17 protein-coding genes are annotated in these 17,558 nt (G+C 70.2%); 4 read left to right on the forward strand and 13 right to left on the reverse strand.

Annotated elements, in window-relative coordinates:
• Nucleotides 1-39 precede the first annotated feature (39 nt).
• From G5C66_RS22980 to moeZ, 11 genes are all read right to left on the reverse strand, one after another.
• Nucleotides 40-3,264, reverse strand: coding sequence for an ATP-dependent DNA helicase (locus G5C66_RS22980; protein ID WP_165113509.1), 3,225 nt, complete (start codon nt 3,262-3,264; stop codon nt 40-42).
• Entirely contained in the window at nt 3,261-6,590 is a 3,330-nt protein-coding gene (locus tag G5C66_RS22985) for an ATP-dependent helicase (protein WP_338144291.1), read from the reverse strand. Before G5C66_RS22985 ends, G5C66_RS22980 begins: the two co-directional genes overlap by 4 nt.
• Before the next feature lie 29 nt (nt 6,591-6,619).
• Nucleotides 6,620-6,910 carry a DUF1905 domain-containing protein gene (locus tag G5C66_RS22990; RefSeq protein ID WP_165113511.1) on the reverse strand — a complete coding sequence of 97 codons (291 nt, stop codon included), beginning with the start codon at nt 6,908-6,910 and terminating at the stop codon, nt 6,620-6,622.
• A 2-nt stretch (nt 6,911-6,912) separates the two neighbouring features.
• The gene (locus G5C66_RS22995; protein WP_165113513.1) at nt 6,913-7,344 is read right to left on the reverse strand and encodes a cupin domain-containing protein; all 432 of its coding nucleotides are present in this window, start codon (nt 7,342-7,344) and stop codon (nt 6,913-6,915) included.
• Entirely contained in the window at nt 7,325-8,023 is a 699-nt protein-coding gene (locus tag G5C66_RS23000) for a hypothetical protein (RefSeq protein ID WP_165113515.1), read from the reverse strand. The genes G5C66_RS22995 and G5C66_RS23000 overlap by 20 nt, the downstream gene beginning before the upstream one ends.
• A 106-nt stretch (nt 8,024-8,129) precedes the next feature.
• Entirely contained in the window at nt 8,130-8,795 is a 666-nt protein-coding gene (locus G5C66_RS23005; protein ID WP_165113610.1) for a lysophospholipid acyltransferase family protein, read from the reverse strand.
• On the reverse strand, nt 8,795-9,115 hold the full coding sequence (locus G5C66_RS23010) for an MGMT family protein (RefSeq protein WP_165113517.1): 321 nt from the start codon (nt 9,113-9,115) through the stop codon (nt 8,795-8,797). Before G5C66_RS23010 ends, G5C66_RS23005 begins: the two co-directional genes overlap by 1 nt.
• 34 nt (nt 9,116-9,149) lie before the next feature.
• The gene (locus G5C66_RS23015; protein ID WP_165113519.1) at nt 9,150-10,019 is read right to left on the reverse strand and encodes a trypsin-like peptidase domain-containing protein; all 870 of its coding nucleotides are present in this window, start codon (nt 10,017-10,019) and stop codon (nt 9,150-9,152) included.
• An 89-nt stretch (nt 10,020-10,108) separates the two neighbouring features.
• Complete coding sequence (locus tag G5C66_RS26230) at nt 10,109-10,753, reverse strand: sortase domain-containing protein (RefSeq protein ID WP_165113521.1); 645 nt, start codon at nt 10,751-10,753, stop codon at nt 10,109-10,111.
• Nucleotides 10,750-11,040 carry a hypothetical protein gene (locus G5C66_RS23025; protein WP_165113523.1) on the reverse strand — a complete coding sequence of 97 codons (291 nt, stop codon included), beginning with the start codon at nt 11,038-11,040 and terminating at the stop codon, nt 10,750-10,752. Before G5C66_RS23025 ends, G5C66_RS26230 begins: the two co-directional genes overlap by 4 nt.
• 150 nt (nt 11,041-11,190) lie before the next feature.
• Nucleotides 11,191-12,405 (reverse strand): adenylyltransferase/sulfurtransferase MoeZ, encoded by a 1,215-nt coding sequence (gene moeZ / locus G5C66_RS23030; RefSeq protein WP_165113525.1) that lies wholly within the window; start codon nt 12,403-12,405, stop codon nt 11,191-11,193.
• A 127-nt stretch (nt 12,406-12,532) separates the two neighbouring features.
• Between moeZ and G5C66_RS23035 the strand changes: the two genes are divergently transcribed.
• The 3 genes from G5C66_RS23035 to G5C66_RS23045 all read left to right on the forward strand — a co-directional run bounded on the left by G5C66_RS23035 (nt 12,533) and on the right by G5C66_RS23045 (nt 14,088).
• Nucleotides 12,533-13,165 carry a TetR family transcriptional regulator gene (locus tag G5C66_RS23035; protein ID WP_165113527.1) on the forward strand — a complete coding sequence of 211 codons (633 nt, stop codon included), beginning with the start codon at nt 12,533-12,535 and terminating at the stop codon, nt 13,163-13,165.
• A gap of 229 nt (nt 13,166-13,394) precedes the next feature.
• Nucleotides 13,395-13,616: a DUF3107 domain-containing protein gene (locus G5C66_RS23040; protein ID WP_008364177.1), complete on the forward strand. Its 222-nt coding sequence runs from the start codon at nt 13,395-13,397 to the stop codon at nt 13,614-13,616.
• A 154-nt stretch (nt 13,617-13,770) separates the two neighbouring features.
• Nucleotides 13,771-14,088 carry a DUF1129 domain-containing protein gene (locus tag G5C66_RS23045; RefSeq protein WP_165113529.1) on the forward strand — a complete coding sequence of 106 codons (318 nt, stop codon included), beginning with the start codon at nt 13,771-13,773 and terminating at the stop codon, nt 14,086-14,088.
• 63 nt (nt 14,089-14,151) lie between these two features.
• Here the strand turns inward: G5C66_RS23045 and G5C66_RS23050 are convergent, their stop codons facing one another.
• Together G5C66_RS23050 and G5C66_RS23055 are read right to left on the reverse strand one after the other, a co-directional pair.
• On the reverse strand, nt 14,152-15,213 hold the full coding sequence (locus G5C66_RS23050) for a C39 family peptidase (protein WP_165113531.1): 1,062 nt from the start codon (nt 15,211-15,213) through the stop codon (nt 14,152-14,154).
• Entirely contained in the window at nt 15,203-15,904 is a 702-nt protein-coding gene (locus tag G5C66_RS23055; protein ID WP_165113533.1) for a ferritin-like fold-containing protein, read from the reverse strand. Before G5C66_RS23055 ends, G5C66_RS23050 begins: the two co-directional genes overlap by 11 nt.
• 174 nt (nt 15,905-16,078) lie before the next feature.
• Here G5C66_RS23055 and G5C66_RS23060 point away from each other — a divergent pair, with 174 nt between their 5' ends.
• Nucleotides 16,079-17,554, forward strand: coding sequence for a DEAD/DEAH box helicase (locus tag G5C66_RS23060; protein WP_165113535.1), 1,476 nt, complete (start codon nt 16,079-16,081; stop codon nt 17,552-17,554).
• Nucleotides 17,555-17,558 lie beyond the last annotated feature (4 nt).

Consider the following 17,558-nt stretch of genomic DNA (forward strand, 5'->3'; position numbering starts at 1 on the left):
CCGCCGCGCCAGACCCCTGCCGCCGACCCCAAAGATCCGTCAGCGACCCCCGCCGAGGATCCGCTCCAGCTCCTCCCGCCCAGGAAGCGACGAAGGCTCGACCATCTTCCCGGAACGTACGTAGTAGAAAGCCGCCCGAACCCGAGACAACGGCACCCCCATCAGCTCAGCCCACCCGACCCGATAGAGCGCGAGCTGCAGCGGGTCGGCGTTCTGGGCCTGGTTGGTCTTCCAGTCGACGATCAGGAAGCCGCCGTCGGGCTCCTGGTAGACGGCGTCGATGCGGCCGCGTACGACCTGACCGGCCAGGACGATGGCGAAGGCGGCCTCGACCCGGAACGGTGGGCGGTCGGCGAACGGGCCCTGCTCGAAGGCGGCGATGACCTCCTCGAGGCCGGACTCGTCCTCGATGCCGTGGTCGGCGCGACCGGGCAGGTCGTCGGGGTCGAAGAGGTCCTGCTGACCGAACCGAGCCTCCACCCAGGCGTGGAACCGGGTGCCGAAGCGGGCCTGGGAGGACGGCTTGCGGGGCATCGGGCGGACCAGGTCGGCGGCGAAGCCGAGCGGGTCGTCGCGGAGCTTCGACATCGCGGTCGCCGACAGCGACGAAGGCATCGGCACGACCACCTCGGGAGCCCGCTCACGCTCGGCCTCGGTGAGCAGCCGCTCGATCTCCTCGTCCCACTGGTTCACGGTCTCGAGCAGGGTGAGGTCGTCGAGATCGTCGGGTCCCGGACCCACCTCCCGGACCAGCCGGGCCGCCTCGAGGCGACGCTCCACCTCGGGTGTGTGGTGGTTGATCGGCCAGGGCAGGTCGACCTCCTGCGCGGCGTAGGGGCTCTCCTCCTCGCCCTTGACGACGACGTCGGCCCAGCGGTCCGGCTTGGCACCCCACCGGAGCAGCGCCTCGCGGGTCTTCTCCACGTAGGTCGATGGCCCTCGCCCCTCTTTCAGAGCGGGTGACCAGCGCCAGCACGAGACGAACTGGATGTGGCGGGCGCGGGTCCAGGCGACGTACGCCAGGCGCAGCTCCTCGATCTGCTCGTGCTCCTTGCGCTCGGCGAGGAGTGCATCGATCGCGTCGGCGTCGTGACCGTGGAGCTGCGGCAGGTCGCCGCGGTCGCCGCGGAGCGCGGCGGGCATGACCGAGGGGACAGTGAGCCACGAGGAGCGGGTCTGGCCGGTGGGGAACTTCTTGTGGGTGACCCCGACCAGGAAGACGACGTCCCACTCCAGCCCCTTGGCGCGGTGGACCGTGAGCAGCTTGACCGAGTCGGCCTCGGACGGGGTGGCGACGTCGAGACCCTGTCCGTATTCGTCCTCGGCCTCCAGGTAGGCCAGCAGCGCGGCCAGGGTGACCTGGCCGTCGAGGCCCTCGAACTCGGCGACCGCCTGGACGAAGAGGTCGAGGTTGTCGCGCCGGGCCGAGGCCGCCGGGGAGACGGACGCCGCCAGCTCGACGTCGATGCCGGTGACGTCGATGATCCGCCGCACCAGGTCGAGGAGCGGCTCGTTGACCGCCCGGCGCAGCCCACGGAGCTCGTCGGCGAGCAGCTTGAAGCGCTCCCGCGCCTGCTGCGAATAGTCGTAGTCGGCGGGATCGCCGGGATCCTCCAGCGCGTCGTTGAGCGAGGGGATCTCGGTGGGGTCGGTGCCTTCGACGGCCGCCTCCAGCTGCCGCTCGATGTCGGCGAACTCCTCCGCGCCGCCCACGACCCCCGCCAGGTCGCGCGACCGACGGCCCAGGATCGCCAGATCGCGGGGCCCGATCGCCCAGCGCGGACCGGCGAGCAGAGTGAGCAGCGCGGCGTTGGCGGTGACGTCGTGGAGCAGCTCCATGGTGGCCACGACCTCGGCCACCTCGGGCAGCCGGAGCAGCCCCTTCAGACCGACGATCTCCACCGGGATCTCGCGCGCGGTGAGCACGTCGAAGACCGCCGCGGCCTGCGAGTTGTCCCTGGTCAGGACGCCGATCTCCTTCCACTCCCCGACCGCCTCATGGGCCTCGATCACCTGGTCGGCGAGCCAGACCAGCTCGTCGTCGTACGTCTCGTGCACATGCACCCGCACCTCACCGTCACGCGCCCCGTCGGCAGCGACCAGGCGCTCCTTCTCCCGGCCCTCGTAGAGCTGGGCGGCGAGGTGGTTGGCGGTGTCGAGGATGCGCGCGTCGGAGCGGCGGTTGACGGTCAGGGAGTAGGACGGGCGACGTCCGTCCTTCGTGGGGAAGTCGCGGCCGAACTCGAGGATGTTGCTCACCGAGGCACCGCGCCAGCCGTAGATCGCCTGGTTGGGATCACCGACGGCGGTCACCGGGTGTCCGTCGCCGAAGAGGCGGGCCAGCATCTGGGCCTGGGCCACCGAGGTGTCCTGGTATTCGTCGAGCAGCACCACCTTGAACTTCCCGCGCTCGATCTCGCCGACCTCGGGGGTCTCCACGGCGAGCCGTGCGGCCAGGGCGATCTGGTCGGAGAAGTCCATCAGCCCGAGCCGGTCCTTGAGGCGCCGGTAGCCGTCGACCAGGTCGAGCAGCTCGTAGCGCTTGTCGATCGCGTCGATCGCCTTCTCGACCTTGGTCAGCTTCGTCTTGACCCGCTTGCCGTCCTCGAGCTGCGCCTTCAGGTCGGCCACCTCGAGCGCGAACAGCGACCGTTCGTTGCGGTCGTAGGCGCGCAGGGTGGCGGGGTCGACGAGGTGCTCGGAGAGCTCGGAGTCGAGCGCGAGCAGCTGCTGCACGGCCAGCTTCGGGTAGTCGGTCAGCTTCTCCACCGGGTGGGTGTGGCGGGCCACCGCGCGTGCGGCCAGCTGGTAGCGGGTCGCGTCGGCGATCAGCCGGGTGTCGGGCTCGTGCCCGATCCGCAGCCCGTGCTCGGAGAGCAGCCCGGAGGCGTAGGAGTGGTAGGTCGCGACCGTCGGCTCGGTCGGCTCCTCCTCCGCCTCCTCGCCCGGCCGCGGTGGGCCCTCGCGGCGCTCCGGCCACAGGCCGGCCTTCTGCAGCGACTCCCGGATCCGGGTGGCCAGCTCGGCGGTCGCCTTCGTGGTGAAGGTCAGCCCGAGCACCTCCCCGGGAAGCACCCGGCCGGTGGCGACCAGCCAGACCACGCGGGCGGCCATCACCGCGGTCTTGCCGGAGCCGGCGCCGGCGATCACCACAGCAGGCTCCAGCGGAGCCGTGATCGCACGGAACTGCTCCTCGCTGTAGAGCCAGTCGTGGCCCATCAGCTTGGCGAGCTCCTCCGGGGTCTCGACCTTCATCGGGCTCATGAGAGCACCGATCCCGAGGTCTGCGCCGGGCAGAGCGCGACGAACTGGCACCGGTCGCACTGCTTGCCGGGCCTGGCCACGAACTCCTCGGCGCGCACCGTCGCCACCGCCTTCTCCAGCTGGTTGATGATCTCGGGCGGCTCCGGGGCCTGCACCTGCACCTTCGGCAGCTCACTCCCCGAACCCGCGGGATGGCGCAGCTGGATCAGCTCCGCTCCCCCGGAGACCGCGCCCTGCACCAGCGACGAGGCGGCACCGTGCTCCACCGCCAGCTGGTAGAGGCCGAGCTGCCCGTGCTCCTTGACCTCCTGCGCCGTCGGCGGGTACTTCCCCGTCTTCAGGTCGACCACGACGATCCGGCCGCTCTCGTCGAGCTCCAGCCGGTCGGCATAGCCGTTCAGCCGCACCGTCTCCCCGCTGGGAAGCGCGACCTTCGCGGTCAGCTGCTGCTCGAACCCGATCACGGTCCGTGCGCCGGGGCGGCGATGCCAGGTCAGGAACCGGGCCAGCACCTCCCGGACCGCCTCGCGCTCGCGGGCGGCGGACCAGGGCGTACGGAACTCGAGGCGGCCCCACACCTCGTCGACGAACGGCATCAGGTCATCCACCGTGGCCGCGTCGAGCTCGCCACGGGCGAGCTGCTCGGCGATCGCGTGCACCACCTTGCCGAACCCCTGGCTCGAGGAGTCGGTCACCGCACCGCCCGCCTCGCGGGCCAGGAACCACTGCGCGGGGCAGGTCAGGATCGCCTCCAGCGCCGATGCGCTCAGCGTGATCGGGCGGTCCTCGGGACGGACCGGGGCCGAGGCGTACGTCGGTGCCCGCAGCCCCCACCAGGTCGACGGGTCCGCGGCGGGTGCGATCCGCTTGCCGCGCACCTCGGTGGCGGCCAGCTTCTGCAGCCTCCGCGCGGCCGCTTCGCGCAACGCGAGGGGCTGAGCCGGGTCCGCGGCGGTGCGGCGCAGCTCGGCCACGAGACCGGCCAGCGACAGCGGCCGCGAGGGCCGGCCGACCCGGTGACGGATCTGGTCCTCGCGCAGCCCGAGCTCGTTGATGAAGCGCGACGGCTGGTCGCCGTCCTCGTCGGGCGACTTCACCGCGGTCACCACCAGCCGGGACCGGGCACGGGTGGCGGCGACGTAGAAGAGCCGGCGCTCCTCGGCGAGCATCGCCGAGCGGGTCAACGGCGGCAGCAGCCCGCCGTGACGTCCGTCCGGCAGCGCCGGGGCGATCCGGTCGGGCCCCAGGAGCGAGTCACGACGACGCAGGTCGGGCCACGCCCCCTCCTGGACGTGAGCGACCACGACGAGGCGCCATTCCAGCCCCTTGGAGCGGTGGGCGGTGAGCAGCCGCACCGCGGAGCCGCGTACGCCCTTGTCGGCCAGGGTGTCGGCCGGGATCTCCTGGGCGCGCAGCGTGGCCAGGAACGTCTCCACCGAAGTGAACTCCTGGCGGCCCTCGATCTTGGCGGCGGTGTCGAAGAGCGCGACGACGGCGTCCAGGTCGCGGTGGGCCAGCCGCGCCGCGGGACCACCGGACTCGACCTGTGCCCGCAGCCGCTGTCCCCACTCGGCGCCGTCCCATAGCGTCCACAGCACCTGCTCGGCGCCGGCGCCGTCCTTCAGCGCCGCCCGGGCCTCGGCGAGAAGCGCCGCCAGCCGCCGTACGCGCCCCAGCACCCGCTCCTCACCCTCGCCGCTGGTCGAGCCGCCGGAGCCGCTAGGCGGAGGCGTGTCGAGACCAACACGGTCCGGATCGGCGCTCGAGGGGACTGTGTTGGTCTCGACACGCTCGGCCGCAGGCGGCCTCGCGGCTCGACCAGCGGCGAAACCCGGATCGAGCACGGCATTGCGTACGAGATCATGCGCGGCGACATCCGGAAACCTCGCCCGGAGGGTGCGGGTGAGCGCGCGGACGTCAGTCGCGTCGAGGCCGCCGAGCGGACCGGTGAGCAGCTCCTCGCAGCGCTCCGGGCGTACGTAGCGTTCGTCGAGCTCGGACTCGACGTCGGCATCCACGACGACGCCCAGCGCATCGAGGAGCACCGCAGCAGCCGGCTCGCGGACCAGCGGCGTCTCGTCGGAGGCGACCTCGACCGGGACGCCGGCAGCGGTCAGCGACCGGCGCAGCTGCGGGATGGAGTTGCGGCCCGAGCGCACCAGCACCGCCATGTCGGACCAGTCGATGCCGTCCTCGAGGTGCGCGCGGCGGAGCAGGTCGGCGATGTGCTCGGTCTCGGCGCGGTCGGTGTCGAAGGTGAGCACCTCAGCCCGCCCCGGATCCTGGGCCAGCGGGTGCGGGTTGCGGAAGGTGTCGTAGGCCGCTGCCGGGATCGAGCCGCGCACCGAGATCCCCGCGGCGATCGACCGCGACGCCCGCAGCAGCCGCGAACCGAAGCGCCGGGTCGTCCCCAGCGCGACCACCGGCGCATGCCGGCGCTCCCGGGTCAGGAACTGGGAGGGGAAGTCGAGGATCCCGTTGACGTCGGCGCCGCGGAACCCGTAGATCGACTGGTCGGGGTCGCCGACCACGATCAGGTCGCGCCCGTCTCCGGCGAGCGCCTGCAGCAGCGCGACCTGGCTCGGGTCGGTGTCCTGGTATTCGTCCACGAACACGCACGTGAACTCGGCCCGCAGCTCGGCCGCATGCCGCTCGGCCTCGATGACTCCGCGCATGATCAGGTCGGGATAGTCGATCGCGGACTGGGCGCCGAGCACATCGAGATACTGCTCCAGGAACCATCCGGCCGCGACGAACTCCTCGATCCCCTCATCGCGGCCGAGTGCGACCAGCTGGTCGGGGTCGAGCCCGCGCTCGCGCGCCCGCGCGGTCACGGTCTGCACCTCGCGCGCGAACCCACGGGTGCCGACCGCCATCCGGAACCGCTCCGGCCACCGCACCGACTCCGGGTGGTCGGCCAGCAGCTCCTGGAGCACCACGTCGGCCTCGGGCGCGGACAGCAGCGTGAGCGGGGCGGCGTAGAGCTCGGCCGGCGCGTAGCGCCGCACCAGCCCGTAGGCGAAGGAGTGGAACGTCGAGGAGACCGCCCCGGACAGCGTGCGCCCCAGCCGCGCCGTCACCCGGTCGCGCAGCTGCTCAGCCGCCTTGCGGGAGAAGGTCAGCGCCAGCAGCTGGTCGGGACGTACGCCTCGGTTCTCGATCCGGTCGACGACCGCCTCCACCAGCGTGGTCGTCTTGCCCGTCCCGGGCCCGGCCAGCACCAGCAGCGGCCCGCCGGGATGCTCCACGACCGACCGCTGGTGCTCGTCGAGGACCGGCACGCCGACAGCGCTCGGCGGTGGGGCAAGGCGGTACGCGACACTCACAGGACTAGCCAAGCAGAAACCACCGACACTCAGACGTCATGCCCCAGGCGCATCCGCACGGCGACGACGTCGTCGAGGTCGATCCCCTCCGCCTTCCGCACCACGACCTTCAACGGCAGCAGATAGGTGCCGTCCTTGGGGAAGAGCGCGGTGGTGAAGGTGGTCTCGCCGATGGTGGCGGTGACGGCGACCTGGCCCCAGTACTCGAGACCGCGGGCGTCCTCCTTGAGGTCCTGGGCGTCCTCGACGGGCATCGGGACGTAGTAGAACGGCGCCGGCCCGCGCCACTCGATCACGGCCCCCTCGAAGGCGTACTCCATCCCTACTCCGCGAGCTCGAAGTCGTCGAAGTCGAACCCCGGCGAGACCACGCAGGAGACGAGCGCGTCCTCGGCCGAGGGGACAGTACGCTGCCACACCCCCGCCGGGACGACGGCCTGCGGCACCTGGCCGGCGGCGACGTCCACCCCGACGAGCACGGTCGCACCCTCGACCGGCGCCGAGCCGTCGCCGCCGTACTGCAGCGACACCACACCCGTGTGCGCCAGCCAGATCTCGTCGGAGGTCACGCGGTGCCAGGCGGACGACTCCCCGGCCAGGAGCCGGAAGTAGATCAGGGTCGCCGTGGGGCGCACGCGTCCGTCGGGCAGGGTGACGGTCTCGGCAGCGGCCCAGGTCTGCCGGAACGCCCCACCCTCGGGATGGGGCGCGAGCTCGAGTCGGGAGGTGATGGAATCAGCGGTCACCCGGCTCATTGTGCCGGGTGTCGTCAGCCGGTTCCTCGGGGAAGCGCGGATCGCCGAGCAGATACTGCCCGAGCAGCCCCGGCGCCTTGTGGGGCGGCCGCGTCGGGCCACCGACCGCACGGCCCTCGACCTTGTCCCAGATGGCGTCGACGGGACGGGCCAGGCGGCGTACGACCTTGCCGGGCAGGCCGGTGTGCGGAAGGTAGGGATGCGGTCGCGAGGGCGCCTTCTGCTCGGCCGCCGTGAGCCGCTCGGCGACCAGCAGGAGCACGTCGTCGGAGGCCTCCTCGGCGAGGCGCGAGACCAGCTCTTCCTCCTTCTCCTCCTGGATGTCGAGCGCCTCCTCGACCTCGCCCCACAGCGTCGGCCACTCGTGGGTGGTCTCCCAGGTGGAGCCGTACTCGTGCGCCTTCACGTGGAAGAGCAGCACCTCCAGGCGCTTCGCCGCGGGAAGATAGTCATGGACCAGCCGTGACCCGCCCTCGCAATGGGACGAGACCGCCGGCAGCAGCGCCTCGTCCACCGCGTGCAGGTGTCGAGACGTACCGGCGTTGAACTGGTCGATCGGTGCGCAGCCCCTGCGGGTCTGCTCCGGCCTGGCGATGATGCTGCGAGCGTGGGCCAGGCGCCCAGCGAGCTCGTCGTGCTTGTGTCGCAGCTCGTCCTGCAACACGGTCGTGGTGGCCATCTGCCTCACCTCGGCTGCTAGCCCATGAATTTGCTGGTCACCTTCCAGAGTGCGCCCGTTCGCGCCGCGGCGCAACAGGCAAACAGACCGTCAGACGATCAGACGATCAGACGTCGGCGGGCCGCTCGTTGTAGACCCCGGCCACCTCTTGGCCGCTCAGCGCCGCGATCGACTCCATGACCTCGTCGGTGATGACCCGCCGGGCCTTGCCCAGAGGTACGCCGTCGAAGCGGCCGGCCACCTGGATCGGCTTCCCGAACTCGACCGAGACCTTCGCCAGCCGCGGCAGGCTCGAGCCGACCGGCTGGAGCTCCGCGGTGCCCCGCAGACCCACCGGCACCACGGGTACTCCGGCGGTCAGCGCCAGGTGAGCCACCCCCGTACGTCCGCGGTAGAGCCGCCCGTCGCGCGAGCGGGTGCCCTCCGGGTAGATCCCGAACGCCTCGCCGCGGCCGAGGACCTCCAGGGCCACCTCGAGGGAGCCGAGCGCCGCCTGCGGGTCGTCGCGGTCGACCGGCAGCATCCCCATGCCCTCGAACCAGGCGCGCTGGGCGGCCCCCTTGATCCCGGTGCCGGTGAAGTAGTCGGACTTGGCCAGGAAGTGCACCGGCCGCGGAGAGACCGAGGGGATCACGATCGAGTCGGCGAAGCTCAGGTGGTTGCTGGCCAGGATCACCCCGCCGCTGCGGGGGACGTTCTCGCCCCCGGTCACCGTCGGGCGCCAGACCGCGCGGAGGAGGGGTGGCACGACGGCGTGGAGGACGCGATACATCACGACGACATCGTAGGCGGCAACCACATCGCCTGGCGCAGGTCCACCGCCCCCGAGACACGTCGCGGCGTGCCCTCCTCGAGGTAGGCCTGACGGGCCTCCTCGCCGTGGGAGGCGGGGAGCGAGCCGTCGGCCCGCACCACCCGCCACCACGGCATGCCCGCGCCCTCGCGCGCCATCACCGAGCCGACCTGTCGCGGACCGCCCCCGAACTCGTCGAAGAGGGCGTCCGCGATCGCGCCGTACGTGGTCACCTTCCCGCGCGGGATCTGCTCGACTAGACGCAGCACGGCTTCCACGTACGCCTCCCGGTCACTCATGACCGGGAGGCTAGCGCGGTGTCACCGGCTGTGCTCAGAGGACGGGGCTGAACGGCTCGGTGCCGTTGACCAGACGCAGGCCGGAGATGCCCGACTCGGCCTGGGCGAACTCGAGCTCGAGGTCCATGTCGCCGATGTTGTTGGACCCCGCGAGCGGGAGCAGGCCCAGGGTGGACAGCGTCCCGACCGCCTGGCCGTCGGCGTTCAGGAAGCCGGAGCCCGAGTCGCCGGGGATGCCCGGGGTGAGGTTGTAGAGCGGGTGCGACCAGCGGGTGCCGTTGACGTCGTCACCGAGCGAGAAGCCGACCTTCGGCGAGAGCAGGTCCACGTCGGCGCGCACCGAGGAGTTGCCGTAGGAGTAGACCTTGTCGCCGGCGGCCGTTCCGTCGGTGTCGATGCCCGTCGGGCCACCCCACAGCGGCACGCTCGGGTTGACCTTGCCGGCGTCGGCGGCGTCCACCTTGACCAGGGCGAAGTCGTTGTAGGCGCAGGCGTTCTCGTCGGTGGTGCCCAGCTTCTGCATGGTCAGCCAGGACGAGTACGCCAGCTTCCCCTTGCCCAGGACGGTGCCCTCGGACAGCAGGGAACCGCCCTCGTTGAACGTCACCTCGGTGCCCAGCGGGAGCGACTTGGCGGCGCACCCGTTGGTGTCGGTGGCCTCGCCGAGTCCGGCGCAGTGAGCCGCGTAGCCGACGTAGACGTTGGCGGCGGAGTCGGTGAAGACGAAGTTGGCGGTGCACTGGGCACCTTCGGTGTACATCATCACGCCCGGGGTGATCGTTGCCGAGTCGGCCGGCGCCCAGGCATGAGCCGGGCTCGGGATGAGGGCCGGGGCGAGCGCGGCGGTCAGAGTGCCGGCGGCGATCGCTGCGGCGCGGCGTACGGAACTACGGGTGCGGAGCATGTGGGGGCCTCTGTTCGTAGGTGATGTGACTCACAGAACAACGAGGGGTGGTGGCCTGAGGTTACGAAACGTTTACACCGTCGGGGGTTTCAGTCCTGCGGAACGGCGACGACCACGGTGTTTCCCTGGAACGAGGTGCCGTCCCAGTCGTCGCACGTCACCACGACCAGCCTCGCCTCGCCGTCGGTGTCGAAGAGCTTCGAGCTGCGCTTGGCCACCTGCTCCTTGGAGAGGTCACGCACCGACCGGACGGTGTAGCTGAACTCGTCCTTCTTGGTCCGCACGACGATCTCGTCGCCCTCGTCCACCTCGCCGAGCCGGTCGAGGATGCCGCCGCCGTTGTGCAGGGTGTGGCCGACGATCAGCACCGAGCCCTTGTCGGCCCCCGGCTTGGCGCCGCCCTTCCACCAGCCCATGAGCGCGGCGTCGGCAGGCGGCGTCAGCGTGCCGTCCTCCATCGCCAGCGGCACCACGTCGGCGTGCACGTTGAGGGTGGGGATGGAGACGCCGCGTACCTTGCCCTTCTTCTTCGGCACCGCGGCCAGCGCCTCGGCCGGGATCGAGGAGGTCGTCGCCGGCGGGGTCGCGTTGCTCTTCTTCGCCTCGTCGATCTTGGTGTAGTAGTCGTACGCGGCATAGCCGAGCACGGCCACTGCGACGACGAGGACGACGACGAAGATCTCGCCGAAGAAGGTCCTCAGGCTGGGCTGACGCCTGGGTTGACCGTTGCTCACTCGGCCGAGCGTGCCACAGCCTCAGCTCGTTTGCGACGTACGGCCATTCCGGCCCCCGCCCCCATCAGCAGCGCGCCGACCCCGGCGAAGACGTAGGAGGGCGGTACGCCACGGGTCGGGTCCGCGACGTTCGACTCCAGCCTCTCCGGGTCGATCGCTGAGCCCACCGCTGCGCCGGAGGCCGGCTCAGGGGCCTGGTCGCTCGCGTGGGCAGGGGCACCGAGAAACAGTCCGCCGGCCAGAGTGGCACCGGCGAGCGTCGCGCTGAGACGAGCGCGTGTGGACAACGTCGAATCCTCCGGGGTTCGTGCATTGGTGCAACTCCGCCCCCCGCAGCTGCGATCGCAAAACTATCGGTTTCGCGGCGTACAGATAAAGCCAGCGGCGACCCCAGAGGGGCCACCGCTGGCCAACAGTTCAGTAAGCGCCTTCGTTGATCAGTAGGAAGGCTGCGACGGGTCGATCTGGTTGACCCACGCCACCACGCCGCCACCGACGTGGACCGCGTCCGCGTAGCCGGCGCCCTTGGCGATCGCGAGCACCTCGGCACTGCGTACGCCGCTCTTGCAGTGGAACACGAGCGGCTTGGCGCCGCCGCCGGTGAGCTCGGCGACCTGCGGGATCGCGTTGCCGTTGAGGAACTCGCCCTTGGGGATCAGGACGGCACCCGGGATCTTGTTGATCTCGTACTCGTTCGGCTCGCGCACGTCGACGAGGACGAAGTCACGGCTGCCCTCCTCGCGCTCCTTGATCATCTCGGAGAGCTGGGTGACCGAGATGGTCGAGCCGGCCGCGGCGTCGGCCGCCTCGGTCGAGAGCGCGCCGCAGAAGGCGTCGTAGTCGATCAGGTCGGTGACCGTCGGGTTCTCGCCGCACAGCGCGCAGTTGGGGTCCTTGCGGACCTTCAGCTTGCGGTATTCCATCTCGAGTGCGTCGTAGATCATCAGCTTGCCGACCAGCGGCTCGCCGATGCCGGTCAGCATCTTGATGGCCTCGTTGACCTGGATGCTGCCGATGCTCGCGCACAGGACGCCGAGCACACCGCCCTCGGCACACGAGGGGACCATGCCCGGGGGCGGGGGCTCCGGGTAGAGGCAGCGGTAGCAGGGGGCGTCGTCGGTCAGGGTCGGCGCGAACACCGAGGCCTGGCCGTCGAAGCGGTAGATCGAGCCCCAGACGTACGGGATGCCCAGGAAGTAGGCCGCGTCGTTGACCATGTAGCGGGTCGCGAAGTTGTCGGTGCCGTCGACGATCAGGTCGTAGCCGGTGAAGATGTCGCGCACGTTGTCGTTGTCGAGCCGCTCGTTGTGCAGCACGATGTCGACGTACGGGTTCACCTCCTTGATCGCCGCCGCGGCCGACTCGGCCTTCGGCTGGCCCACGGTCGACTGCTTGTGGATGATCTGGCGCTGCAGGTTGGACTCGTCGACCTCGTCGAACTCGACGATGCCGAGGGTGCCGACGCCGGCCGCGGCCAGGTAGAGCAGAGCAGGCGAGCCGAGGCCGCCGGCGCCGATGACCAGCACCTTGGCGTTCTTCAGGCGCTTCTGCCCGTCCATGCCGACATCGGGGATGATGAGGTGGCGGCTGTAGCGGCGCACCTCGTCGATGGTCAGCTCGTCAGCGGGCTCCACGAGCGGGGCTAGGGACACAACGGCTCCTCAGTTCGGGCGTACGTATGCCTGCTTGAACACCGCAGGCACTTCTCCATGTTCCCTCATCCGTGGACGAGACAACGACGCGTCCCGCGATCCGAGTACCAGCGGGTAGGCTGCGGGGGTGACCACGCACCAATCCGAGCTCGACCCCACTCGACCGCGAGGGGCGCGACTGCCCCGAACGGAGCGACGAGCCCAGCTCCTCGAGTCCGCTCTCGAGGTCTTCGTCGCCTATGGCTTCCACGCTGCCGCGATGGACGACATCGCCGAGAGGGCCGGGGTCTCGAAGCCCGTTCTCTACCAGCACTTCCCCGGCAAACTCGACCTCTATCTCGCCTTGCTGGAGAAGTCGGCGAACGAGATCATCGATCGCTGCCGCGAGGCCCTCGCCTCCACGGATGAGAACAAGGAGCGCGTGGCCCGCTGCGTCGAGGTCTTCTACGACTACGTCGCCTCCGAGACCGGCGCCTTCCGGCTCGTCTTCGAGTCCGACCTGACCAACGACCCCGCCGTACGCGAGCAGGTCGACCGGGTCACCAACGAGTGCGCCGAGGCGGTCGCCGAGGTCATCGCCGAGGACACCGGGTTCGGCGCCGCGGCCTCTCACCTGCTCGCCGTCGGCCTCGTCGGCCAGGCGCAGGTCAGCGCCCGCTACTGGCTCCACAACAACGGCGACCTCTCCCAGGCCGACGCCGCCCGCCTCGTCGCCGGCCTCGCCTGGCGCGGTATCCGCGGCTACCCCAAAACCGATTAGTTGGCGATTGCTCCGCAATTCGCGGAGCGCTTTCGCTTGATCCTCGTCTTCCTCCGCTGCGCTCGTCGCTGGCGCTCCTCGCTCCGCTGCGTCCAGACGAGGAGCGCTTCAGCGCTCATCGGGTGCGAGTGGGAGATTCCTCATTCCGCTGAGAGCGCAACGACGGGGTTCCTCACCTTCCGTGTGAGAGGATTCCGGAGCATTGATCGACCCATCGCAAGGAGGACCCGTGGAGGTCAAGATCGGCGTCCAGCAGGCCGCCCGTGAGCTCGTCGTAGAGACCGAGGAGTCCAGCGAGTCGGTGGAGAAGCTCATCGCCGACGCCCTCGGTGGCGGCGCTGTGCTCGCATTGACCGACAGCAAGGGCCGCAAGGTCATCGTCCCGACCGAGAAGCTCGCCTACGTCGAGATCGGCCCGGCCAAGGTCGGCAAGGTCGGCTTCGCCGGCTGAACCGCCTCAGGCCGCCTTCATCAGGGATCGCCCTGATTCCGGCGGAGAACTTCCGGGTTTAGGCCATGTTGCCCGTGCATTGCCGTCTCAACAGGTGCAATATCGAGGAATCGGCGCTTTCCAGCGCCCTCTCACAACCTGAAAGGGACATCACATGGACGTCATCGGGTTCATCCTCGTCACCCTCATTGGTGGCGTGATCGTCGGTCTGCTCGGCAAGTGGCTCGCACCGGGAGACAAGGACAACATCCCGTTCTGGCTCACGATCGTCTGCGGCATCGGCGGCATGCTGATCGGTAGCTTCATCTACTGGTTCATCTTCGGCCAGAACAACCCGCCGTTCGACGGCCACGAGGCGACCTGGGACAACGCGACCAACGGCGTTGACTGGTGGCGTCACATCTGGCAGGTCGTGACCGCCGCCGTACTCGTGGTCATCGCCTCCGGAGTCACCGGAAGGTCCAAGGCCTGAGACTCACCCAGGTCACCTGGAAAGCGGTCCCGCCCTTCGGGGTGGGGCCGCTTCCTGCGTGTATCACCAGTTGGGCTGAGCCGGCCGTTCCGGCAGCTCGACGCCGGCCGGCCGGATGACGTAGACGGTCCGCCCGGAACAGGCCCAAGCCCGGTCGAGCTCACCGAGGTCGTACGTCGTCCGGACCTCGGCATCGCTGGCGATCCGGTGGGAGGCGGGGTCGTGGACGACCGGGGCGCCGTTCTCGTCGAAGCCGGTCAGCACGAGCAGATGGCCGTTGGTGACGTACCCGGCCCCGGTCAGCTCGCCCTCCTGGTGCGAGACGGCGAGCACCAGCGGGATCCCGGCCTCGACGAACCGGGCGGCCTCGGCGAAGGAACGCAGCCTGGTGACGTACGCGACCAGCCCGCGCGCGCCCGCGTAGGCGGTGTTGAAGGCCCAGTTGCCGGCGCCGCCGAAGGACTCGTCGTAGACCTCCCGCACCGTGAACGGCACCTGCGGGTCAGGGGTCTCGTAGCCGACCCAGGCGGTCTCGGCAGGCGTGGGACCGACGCCCCAGAAGTCGGTGATCATCGCCGTCGAGGCGGCGCTGCACCAGGACTGCCCGCCACCGTCCCACTGCGGATAGCGGTCGCGGTGGAGCTGCTGCGAATAGGCCGGTACGCCACCCACGACCGCCCCGGCCCGCACCGGTCCCGGTGCGGGCGCCGAGTTCCGGGCGCCCGCCGAGACCATCGCCCCGAGCAGGCTCACCCGTGGCAGGTCGGCGGCGGGACCGTGCAGGGTGAGCCGCAACGAGTACGTGGTGAAGCGATGCCCGTCGCGTCCCAGGATGGTGTCGTCGGCCGCGACCGCGACCGGGTCGTCCTGGCCTGCGACGGAGGTGGACATGAACGCCGGGTCCGAGGACCAGCGCGCCAGCACCAGCCAACCGCTGCGCTCCCCCGACTCGGTGGCCACCTGGGCAGCGACCTCGACCCAGGTTCCGGGCGGGGTCACGACGTTCCAGGAGGCGACCAGCTCGTCGAAGGAGAACCCGGGGCTGACCTGGGGCGACGTCCACACACCGGCGTCGGGGGTGATCTGCGTCCCCGACCAGCCGGTCCAGAGGATGTCAGTGCTCAAGCCCGAGCTTGCCCATTCGCTCGATGTGACGCTGGGTGAGGCGGGTGAGCATCTCGCCGATGGTGCCGAGGTCGAGGCCGGGAAGGTGGCCTCCGGTGATCAGCTCGCTGAGCCCCTCGCGGGTGGCCGCGACCTGCTGCGCCTGGATGATCGCCTCGCCCATCAGGCGACGGCCCCACAGGGCCAGCCGGCCGCCGATGAGGTGGTCGGCCTCGATCCCTGCCCGGACCCGGTCGACCACGAAGTCGGCCCGGCCGGCGTCCTCGAGGGTGGTGACCACGAGCTTGTGGGTCTCCTCGTCCAGGTAGCCGGCGACCTCACGGTAGAAGTCGTTCGCGAGCCCGTCTCCGACGTACGCCTTGACCAGCGACTCCCACCAGTCGGCAGGCTTCGTGTGGCGGTGGAATTCGTCGAACCCCTCGCGCAGCGGCTCCATGGCCGCGTAGGAGTCGACGCCGAGCTCCTCCAGCCGGTCGAGGACCGGCTGGATCTTGGCGTGCTGGGCGGCCGCCATCGCGAGCAGGGCGGTCTTGTCCTCCAACGAGGGCGCCATCTTGGCGTCGTCGGTCAGTCGCTCGACGGCCGAGACCTCGCCGTAGGCGACCGCACCCAACAGGTCGACGACGGCAGCCTTGTAAACAGGATCACCGAACGGATCCTGAGGACCCGTGAACTCTGACGATGCAACCACGGGAGAACCCTACCGATAGAATGCCTTTTGACCGACCCAGCACCGCTGATATCCAGCTCGATATCGCAGTGGCCTGGTTCCCGTATGTGCGCGGCGTGGCACTCGCTTGGCAAGCTCGAGACACCCGTGAGTCGCTCGCCGCATTCGATGAGACAAGCGAGTAGCGACGAAAACATGACAACGTTCAAGGACCTCGGGGTGCATCCCGAGATCTGCGCTCCGCTCGAGCGCAAAGGCATCACCACCCCGTTCGCCATCCAGGAGATGACGCTCTCGGTCGCCCTCCAGGGCACCGACCTGATCGGCCAGGCGCGCACGGGCTCCGGCAAGACGCTGGCCTTCGGCATCCCGGTCGTGCAGCGCAGCGTGTCCCCCAAGGACCGCGACTACATCGACCTTCCGCAGGGCAAGCCGCAGGCACTGATCGTGGCCCCGACCCGCGAGCTGGCCATGCAGGTCTCGGCGGAGATCTCGCTGATCTCCGAGGACCGCGGCCTCCGCGTGCTGACCGTCTACGGTGGCGCCGGCTACGAGCCCCAGATCGAGGCGCTGGAGAAGGGCGTCGACATCGTGGTCGGCACGCCCGGCCGCCTGATCGACCTGGCCAACCGGAAGGTCCTCGACCTCTCCCACGTGCACGCCCTCGTCCTCGACGAGGCCGACGAGATGCTCGACCTCGGCTTCCTCCCCGACGTGGAGAAGCTGGTCACGCTCACCCCGGAGACCCGCCAGACGCTGCTCTTCTCGGCCACCATGCCGGGTGCGATCGTGGCCCTGGCCCGCTCCTACATGCGTCACCCGATGAACATCCGCGCCGAGTCCTCGGCCGACACCCAGACGGTGCCGGCGACCGCGCAGTTCGTCTACCAGGCGCACGACCTCGACAAGCCGGAGATGATCGGCCGGCTGCTGCAGTGCGAGGACCACGACAAGGTCGTCGTCTTCGCGCGCACCAAGCGCCAGGCTCAGCGGGTCGCCGACGACCTCGCCGAGCGCGGCTTCCCGGCCTCTCCCCTGCACGGCGACATGCAGCAGGCCGCCCGTGAGCGCGTGATGCAGAAGTTCCGTGACGGCAAGGTCGAGGTCCTGGTGGCCACCGACGTCGCCGCCCGCGGCATCGACGTCACCGGCGTCTCCCACGTGGTCAACTACACGACCCCCGACGACGAGAAGACCTACGTCCACCGCATCGGCCGCACCGGTCGCGCCGGTGCCTCCGGTGTCGCGGTCACGCTGGTCGACTGGGCCGACCTCCACAAGTGGAAGATGATCAACAAGGCCCTCGACCTCCCCTTCGACGACCCCCAGGAGACCTACTCCTCCTCGGAGCACTTCCTCCACGACATGGGCATCCCGAAGGGCACCAAGGGCCGGATCAAGAAGGCTGTGTCCGACCGGCCCGAGAAGCCCAAGGACAAGGACGCCGGCGCGGACGGCGAGAAGCGCGAGCGCGCTCCCCGCAACCGCAACCGCCAGCGCACCCGTTCCCGCGGTGGCCAGGTCATCGAGAAGTCCGGCGCGCCGGAGGGTGCCGAGGCCGCCGCCAAGCCCGCCGAGGGCGAGGCCTCGTCCGAGGGCTCCGCTCCCCGTCGTCGCCGTCGTCGGCGCTCGTCGGGCGCGGGCGACTCTGCGCCGAAGGCTGACGCCTGAGCCT

The organism is Nocardioides turkmenicus (assembly GCF_011045035.1).
GTDB lineage: Bacteria > Actinomycetota > Actinomycetes > Propionibacteriales > Nocardioidaceae > Nocardioides > Nocardioides turkmenicus.

Coding starts and splice junctions, on each gene's coding strand:
- G5C66_RS22980 (WP_165113509.1), bottom strand. CDS start 3,264: ATGAGCCCGATGAAGGTCGAGACCCCGGAGGAGCTCGCCAAGCTGATG.
- G5C66_RS22990 (WP_165113511.1), bottom strand. CDS start 6,910: ATGGAGTACGCCTTCGAGGGGGCCGTGATCGAGTGGCGCGGGCCGGCG.
- G5C66_RS22995 (WP_165113513.1), bottom strand. CDS start 7,344: ATGAGCCGGGTGACCGCTGATTCCATCACCTCCCGACTCGAGCTCGCG.
- G5C66_RS23000 (WP_165113515.1), bottom strand. CDS start 8,023: ATGGCCACCACGACCGTGTTGCAGGACGAGCTGCGACACAAGCACGAC.
- G5C66_RS23005 (WP_165113610.1), bottom strand. CDS start 8,795: ATGTATCGCGTCCTCCACGCCGTCGTGCCACCCCTCCTCCGCGCGGTC.
- G5C66_RS23010 (WP_165113517.1), bottom strand. CDS start 9,115: ATGAGTGACCGGGAGGCGTACGTGGAAGCCGTGCTGCGTCTAGTCGAG.
- G5C66_RS23015 (WP_165113519.1), bottom strand. CDS start 10,019: ATGCTCCGCACCCGTAGTTCCGTACGCCGCGCCGCAGCGATCGCCGCC.
- G5C66_RS23045 (WP_165113529.1), top strand. CDS start 13,771: ATGGACGTCATCGGGTTCATCCTCGTCACCCTCATTGGTGGCGTGATC.
- G5C66_RS23060 (WP_165113535.1), top strand. CDS start 16,079: ATGACAACGTTCAAGGACCTCGGGGTGCATCCCGAGATCTGCGCTCCG.